Source organism: Frigoriflavimonas asaccharolytica (assembly GCF_013294015.1).
In the GTDB taxonomy this organism is placed as follows: Bacteria; Bacteroidota; Bacteroidia; order Flavobacteriales; family Weeksellaceae; genus Frigoriflavimonas; species Frigoriflavimonas asaccharolytica.
Genome location: NZ_JABSNO010000043.1, coordinates 1 through 7,808, shown reverse-complemented (window position 1 = coordinate 7,808; position 7,808 = coordinate 1). Strand labels below are relative to the sequence as shown.

Sequence of the window (7,808 nt, the reverse complement as noted above, 5' to 3'; positions counted from 1 at the left end):
GATACGTTTTCTTGCAGATATAAACAAACTTTATAACTTCTAAATAACTATTAATCAGTTGTTTAAATAGTTTTTAATGGCTGACTAATTACTATTAAGCAAAAACCTAATAAATTGGCTGCCGTTGGTAAAATATGTTGAGAAGTTTTGTTCGCCATAGTTTTTTTTAAAAATATTTGGAAATAGAATCTACTACCATTTGTGTATTCCCAGAAAAATCATGAGAGCCAGCCAAATGCATATATTCATAGGATTTCAAGGTGATTTTATTTTTCGGAAAAGCGTTCACTTCATCATCACTTACTACCAAAGTAAAAGGTAAACTTCCCAATTTATTTACTTCTTTCACAACGCTGTAACCGTATTGCACCGGTTTGAAAACGTACTCGTCTAAATGAATTTTAAAATCATTCACCGCAGTTGGTCCAATGATGATGAGTTTACTGATATTTTCTTTAAAATCGTCATCAAATCTATTATAAATAAAAGGGGCAACTTCTGCTCCGTAAGAATAACCTATCAAAATTACTTTTTTATTATCCCGATGTTTTGTCATTTTTTTTAGAAATTTCTCGGTGTCTTCAGAGGCTTCTTGTGGTGATTTATTTTGCCAAAAATAATCTTTCGTGTCCAATGCAAATACATCATATCCCAAATTATGCAGGTCTTTTCCCATAGATTGGGAAAAAGTATTGAAACCACCATCTCCACTTATGTAAAAAATTATGGGTTTACTTTCGTTATTACTATTCCATTTTGATACTATAAAATGACCATCATCTTCACAAGAAAATATAAATAATAAACTCAAAAGACATAGAAGTTTACTTAATTTGAAAAATGATTTCATAAAGGTTTTGATATTTTATTTAGCGCTGCGGGAATTTGTAACAGATCGAATTCTTTGCCGTAAATAAGGTATTTATTTTCCCAAGTATTGGCATATTTTTCCTTAAAATCTCGTAAACTTTGGTAATGTTTGAAACTTCCCACTCTATTGTAAACAAATTTCAAAATTTCTTCTGCAGTATTATCCGGTTTATCCAAACCGCTTAATGGTGCTAAACCAAGATTTATATATAATTTATTTTTCTCTTTGGCATATTCTACCAATTTCACAATTAATGCATCCATGCTTCCATTCGGCGCATCTACGGTTTTTCGTATGAGATCATAAGTGCATTCTTCTGGTGCAAAATCAGGTATTACATTTAAAAATGCCTCAATTTTTCCCATTTCATTCTTAATAACAATTAGATCTTGCCGTGCAATTTCATCTCTATCAAACATTCCTTGGGAAAATACCATTTCTTCTTTATCGAATTCTTTTAGCCATTCATCAGAAATAGCCTCAATTTCATTAATTATTTTCGTAGAATGCGGACTGTACAATATTTCGGAAGTACACCCTTTTTTAACTAATGTATTTAAGCCATTTCGTAAAGATTTTCTTTCTTTTCCTTCTAATTTAAAGTCATTTACATTCATTATCGCTTCTTGCCCGATGAATAATTTCTGTTTTTTAAAAGGTTGAAAATGAAACAGACTCTGTTCATCTATCCTATAATAAACTGATTTTAAACTATTTATTTTGCAAAAATCTTCAAATTCTGATAATATTTCAAGTCTATTTTCTTCTGCACATACTGGTTCTTCCAAAACAAATGCGAAATCATTGGCAACTGCATAAGAAACAAAACCTTCTACTTCATCTGAAAAGTAAAAATGCTTTTCTTTTGAAGTTTTAAAATGATCCATAGAAGAAATTCCATACTTTTCAATTAAATCTTTTGATCTTACGAAATCATCTGTTTCCTCTTCTTCCAATACCAATTTTCTCACATTAAACAAAGAGAAGATAAGTAAAAGCCAAGAAATACCACCTAAAATATAATTGATGATCTGAAAATCCCTTGCAAAACCAGTTTTTGGTGTTAAACCATTACTTTCAAAAAATAAAAAACTTTTTAAAGTATAAGCAATGGATTGTTCCCAAGTAAAATCTATCCCAAAATGCTGTTTATCAATGAAATAAAAACTAAAGAAATTGAAGAAAATAAGCGTAATTAAAACACCTAAAAGCCAAGAGAAACCTATTTTTAGGTATTTTTTGTTGGTTTTTAAATTGTATTCTTTTCTAGTGTACAGCAATAAACTAATAATAAAAAAAGCAAATAATGCCTCTTCATAATCAAATGCTTTCAACAAATTTCCAAAGAATGAAATGGTTGCAAGTACGATTGCAAAATACCATCCACGTTTTAGGCCCCGCAAAAGAGAGGCGGAAGTTATCATCAGCAAAATTCCGGCTATTAAGGTTAATATTTTCGAAAAATGCATTGTATCTTCAGATAAATACAATTCACCAATTTTTAATCTATCGGCTAATGGTGGCGTGATCACAGAAATCACATTCACTACACCTAAAATAAATATGGAAATTGCAGGCAAAATTCTCGCAATTATTTTTCTGCCATTCCAAATAAATGCAATAATACCAAAGGATAATGGCAACCAGAATTCAAAAATACGATACAAAAGTGTAATGCCTAAACCTTGGCTGTGTGTAAACCCGAAATTTGCCAGAATATAAACCAAAGTAAATTCTACTGCACCCAAACCACGCAAAAATGGCGAAACAAGCATCAATAAAACCGATATTGTGTAACCAACTGCAGCCGCAGAAAAAGAACCTTCAACACCAAAAGCCAACATAGCGATAAGTAAATGGAAAATACCGCAAAACTCTATTAAAATTGAAATAAAAACTGTGTAGTAAAATTGCTTCTTATCTATCTCTCCACTAAAAAAGCCATCTATTTCGCTTGCTTTTGTAGGGAATTTTCTTTCTAAAAGATGATATACAATTCCTTTATTCCTTAAAGAATTGACAATATATAAAACCGTAGAAATAAAAATACCAACGCCCAAAAGCCAAAGCCAAGAATTACCAAAATTTTTGTCTGCAAAACCAGCATAAACAACTATGGGAATTCCCACCAGAAACACCGTAACTATACCTACAAATCCGTAAATAGCACTTGCTTTGTGAATGGTATTTTTATCAAAATTCCTACGTTGCAAATTTTTGGGTGTAAATGCCAAAGAACTAATGCCACCTGCAGGAAGAAAAACACTTAAAAAATTCCTCTTCAAAAATAATTCTATTGCATCTTTGATACTTAATTTTACTCCAACAGTTCGGAAACTGGTAACATACATTAGAGATTGTAAGAAGATATAAACGAGTGACAATACTACTCCAGCGAAAATCCAAATTGAATTTGCTTGATGCAATTGCGGTAGAATGGAAGCCATTTCTTTGCGCTCACTTCTAAAAAAAACGAATGCAAGAAATAAAATAAGAACGGCAAGAATTTCTTGCCATCTTATTTTGGAATATAACTTTTTGAAAGAAAATTGATTTATGGTTAATAATTTCATTAATTAAATGTAAAAATTATGCAAATTTCATTATCAAGGTAATTTAGAAATCTACAAAAAAAATGATCTACAATCTTTTTAATTTTTATAAGTAAAGGTACTCAATTACAAGAAATAATAAATTTTGTATCAACCAATTGAACATAGTTATAGACCCACTTATATTCTTTTGACAAATTCTTTATTATCAAGTCAATTTAGAAATAGAAGACAGCACTTCCTTTTTATAACTCAAAGTTAAATAAAGCACCGCTCCAATTATCACAACAAAAAACAAAATATTGATCAAACCAACCGACAAGCCTAAACCTCCATCTTTTGGTGCTTGAATAAATAAATCTCCCAATGAAGCACCAATTGGTCGCGTTACAATGAAAGCCATCCAAAACGCTAAAACATTATTAATTACTTTTAAATAGTATAAAACTCCGGCAAGAATAAAAATAGATCCAAAAAGAATTAAGGAATTCAAATATCCGAAATGTAGATATTCAGAAACTGTATCTCCTACTCCAGTTCCAAGCGCAAAAGTTGTTAAAACGATGATCCAATAGAATTTTTCACGCGTATTATTATTAATATCATGAATGGATAAAGTGTGTTCCTTCTTGTTCCAAGCCATAAAAAGAACTACCATTGCAATGGTGAATATTACATCTAAAATAACCATTGTAATTCCAAATTGTTCCACCAAAATATCAGTAATTAGAGTTCCTTCGATACTCATCATCACGATTAAAAACCAATAGGAAGGTGGGAAATATTTCTTTTGTTTAAAATTCCAAATTACCGCACCGATCGTTATTGCTCCCATTAAAATGGTTGTCCAAACTAAACCTAATTTTAAATCGACTGACACATAATCTGCGGCAGTTTCTCCGACCGTAGTTGAGAGAATTTTAATGAGCCAAAATAGTAATCCTAAACTTGCGACTCTATTGATTGTTGTATTTTTCATAATGGATATATATTTAGTTATTTACTGTTATTTTTGATATTTAAAAAGTGGTTTTAAATCCGAACCGTATTCCAAATTTTGGGGAATTGTTATCCATATTTTGCCGTGAAATATTATTCCATATAAAATCTACTCTTAAAGGTCGAAGATTTCCAAAACCAATATTTTCAAACCCGAAACCGTATTCTATGTAAGGTTTTGTAGGCACGTTATATTTAATGGTCGATCGATTCAGCGCAACAGTTCCCGCAGAAACATCTCCAATATAACTTCTAAAAGAAATAACACTGCGCATTTTGGTTTTGTTTAATAAAGGAATATGGTTAATTAAAAAACCGTTAAAATGATGATCTACATTAAACTGAAAAAATTCATCTGCCACGAATTGATAATAATTTAACAGCGCAAAAGTATTAGGTGCATAAAAATAAGTTTGATTTGCAGAAACAGCATTTGCTAATGATAATGGAACGGCATTAAAAATTTTGCCGGCAATAACTGTTGGATCCAAAACACCTAATTTCCCTACAAAAAGTGGATGATTATATAAAATATTCAGTTTTTGATATTTAAACTGCGACTCACCAAAATCGCTAAAACCTCTGATATAATTGATAGATAAAGTAGGATGAAGTTTTATGCCATAATTACGATCTACACCAGTGCCGAAAGTTTCTCTTTTTGGCGAATAATTTAGAAATAAAGTGGTGTTGAAATCATTGGTTGTAGTTTCCTGCATTTGTGTATCTGGATTAAAAAATGCCAGCGAAAACAAATTGGGTGCAGCACTTTGAATATCAGTATAACTTGCCATCGCACCAATTTCCAGATTTTTATAAGGTTCTATAGAAACCTTAAAAGCGGCTTTATCTATAGAAGATAAATAAAAATTTCTACCTCTTGTGAAAATGGCTTTAGATTCATTTGCAGCATCTGGCAAAATTTGATCGCCTACAAAAGTATTTAAACCTGCCTGTTGAAAATCATCGGTATATGCAGCATCTAAAATTAAACGGGATTTTTTCAAAACTAAATACCGACTTTCTAAACCAAAACTTACCGATTTATTTTTGAAACCATAAGTTGCAAAACCTGAAAGACGAAATCGGTCATTCAAAGATTGATAGGTTCTAAAACCCAAACGCAAATTGAAATCTTGTATTTCATTTGTCGCAACTGTGCTGTAAATATTTCCCAATTGAACGCCTTTGAAAGCATTAAAATAACCTTCGGAAACGGTGTAAAGTGCATTCGTTAAACTCGTGATTTTTTTGGAATTACTGGTAAATTCTACCAATTTTTGCATTCTTCTTGAATCTGAATCTGCATTTTTTGCGATAATATCATCCGTCGATTTCAAAGGTTCTGGATTATCTTCCGTAGTATAAAATACTACAGTTTTGGGGTCATCAAAAGTATAATTACTGAAATAATCTTTTTTAATAACGAATAAACCTTTCTCGTCTTTTTTACTGAAAATGGTAAAAACGCCATTGTAATTATTGCTTTCAGGAACATATTTATTTCGCGAATCTAATGTGTAAGTTTTTGTAAAATCTAAATCTTTTACAAAATTAAAATTCATATTATGCGGTGTTCTTAATTGAATAGATTTCAAAGCATAATTGATAGATGAAATTTCAAAACTCCCTCTAAATCCCAATTCTCTGCCTTCTCTTGGAAAATAATTAATGGAATAAATAGTTTCATCATCCGTTTTTATGCTGTCTTTCAAAACATAATCATAAGTTGCAAAACCACTTTTAGAAATCGGACTTACAAAATTTTTATTGAGTAAAATAATATTTTCATCATAAGGATTGATGTTTTTGAAAGCGACTTCTAATCTTTCAAACAATTTTAGATCTTGCGGAACACCCACATCTTTTTTGCCTAAAATATCAGTTTTTTCTTGGTTTAATTTTGGCGAAACATAATGATGTTTAAAAGTTTGCAACAATTCTACTGGAATATCAAAGTTATCGCCTGTTCCTGTTAGAATATTTTGTGTAGAAATAGAATCAAAAGAATCTTTAAAAACTTCTTTGGCAAATTTTTTCGTCATACCATTCAAACCAATTTCTGTACTGCTAAATTCATCATACTCGTAAAATGGATTGCTAATGTTTTGATTGGCTTCTTTATTTGCCCAGACTTTTTCTAAAATTTTGAAGGCTGGATTTTCTGCTTTTTTTAAGCGTTTTTTTGCTTTACCTGTAATATTTATGGCTTCTATTACGGTAGAATCTTTTATTGCATTTGGATTTTTTTGCTGTGCGTTCATTCCAAAACTTCCCAAAAGAAACAATAATATCAAAGTATTATTTATAACAGATTTTTCAACCTCAGTCTGTTTCCGTTTAGTTCTAAATGGTCTTTTAATTAATAATTTAAAATTGGCATTATATTCAGGATTCATGTGTGTATTGATACCATACACAATATCTTTTTGGCACATTTTAGAAGCAGTTTTAAATAAATGATCCCAAATTGAAAGTATATCGCCATAATTGGTATCCGTCTGTGGTAATCTGAAATGATGATGAATGCTGTGCGAATTGGGCGTTACAAAAACCATCGATACATAACGATCTACTTTTTCTGGAAGTTTAATGCTGGAATGAGAAATAATATTTGAGGTGCTTTCTATTAATTGAAAAATAATAATCATCCAAGGCGAAATTCCAAAGAAATAAACAGTAAAAATGAAAAAACATACGCGTAGAAAAGTTTCACCCGGATGTTCCCGAAATGTAGTACTGATATCCACTTCCATATCACTGTGATGAACTTGGTGAAATCGCCATCCAAAAGGAATTTTATGCATTAAAAAATGGTACAAAAAACTTGAAAAATCCATTGCTACGATTGCAATTAGATAAAATGCGAAAGAATTTTCCTCGATAGGCAAATGTTTCAAAAGTCCTACAGAATGGTTTTCAGTAAAAGCAGAAACTTTCAACAATATAATAGACAAGCCAATTTGCACTGGGATTACAAAAATTAGGAATCGTGCATTTACAAGTGTATGTAAGATTTTTTTATGGGATTTTTTTTCTATAATGTTCTCCACGACCCAGAAAAATATCAGGATGAAAAGGAAAAGCGAAATTTGAACTCCGAAGATGTGATTTTCTAAAAAAGTGACCATAGTAATTGTTTTAGTAGTTTTAAAATAAAAAAGTGCGCAACTTTTAAAAAAATAAAAATCTAAACCATATTATAATCTATTGAAATAAAGACTTTTCCCAATCCACGAAAACTTCCAAAAGCCACGAACGAATAATTTTCCTTCTTCATTTATTTCCGCAAACGTCAGTCTGTGAAAAAACCTTCGTTTATTATATTCAAAAATAGGGAAATAATTTTAATAATTCGCTTCTATTTTCGTATATTTAATGATGCA

Annotated in this window: 4 protein-coding genes; all 4 read right to left on the bottom strand. The window is 30.6% G+C overall.

What is annotated here, in order from left to right; translation table 11 throughout:
• Positions 1 to 166: 166 nt before the first annotated feature.
• On the bottom strand, positions 167 to 850 hold the full coding sequence (locus HNQ03_RS15555; RefSeq protein WP_173780618.1) for an AcvB/VirJ family lysyl-phosphatidylglycerol hydrolase: 684 nt from the start codon (positions 848 to 850) through the stop codon (positions 167 to 169).
• Positions 847 to 3,444: a phosphatidylglycerol lysyltransferase domain-containing protein gene (locus tag HNQ03_RS15550; protein ID WP_173780617.1), complete on the bottom strand. Its 2,598-nt coding sequence runs from the start codon at positions 3,442 to 3,444 to the stop codon at positions 847 to 849. The genes HNQ03_RS15555 and HNQ03_RS15550 overlap by 4 nt, the downstream gene beginning before the upstream one ends.
• A 187-nt stretch (positions 3,445 to 3,631) precedes the next feature.
• Positions 3,632 to 4,402: a COG4705 family protein gene (locus tag HNQ03_RS15545; protein WP_173780616.1), complete on the bottom strand. Its 771-nt coding sequence runs from the start codon at positions 4,400 to 4,402 to the stop codon at positions 3,632 to 3,634.
• 40 nt (positions 4,403 to 4,442) lie between these two features.
• Complete coding sequence (locus HNQ03_RS15540) at positions 4,443 to 7,553, bottom strand: DUF5686 family protein (RefSeq protein ID WP_173780615.1); 3,111 nt, start codon at positions 7,551 to 7,553, stop codon at positions 4,443 to 4,445.
• Positions 7,554 to 7,808 lie beyond the last annotated feature (255 nt).

Coding starts and splice junctions, on each gene's coding strand:
- HNQ03_RS15555 (WP_173780618.1), bottom strand. CDS start 850: ATGAAATCATTTTTCAAATTAAGTAAACTTCTATGTCTTTTGAGTTTA.
- HNQ03_RS15550 (WP_173780617.1), bottom strand. CDS start 3,444: ATGAAATTATTAACCATAAATCAATTTTCTTTCAAAAAGTTATATTCC.
- HNQ03_RS15545 (WP_173780616.1), bottom strand. CDS start 4,402: ATGAAAAATACAACAATCAATAGAGTCGCAAGTTTAGGATTACTATTT.
- HNQ03_RS15540 (WP_173780615.1), bottom strand. CDS start 7,553: ATGGTCACTTTTTTAGAAAATCACATCTTCGGAGTTCAAATTTCGCTT.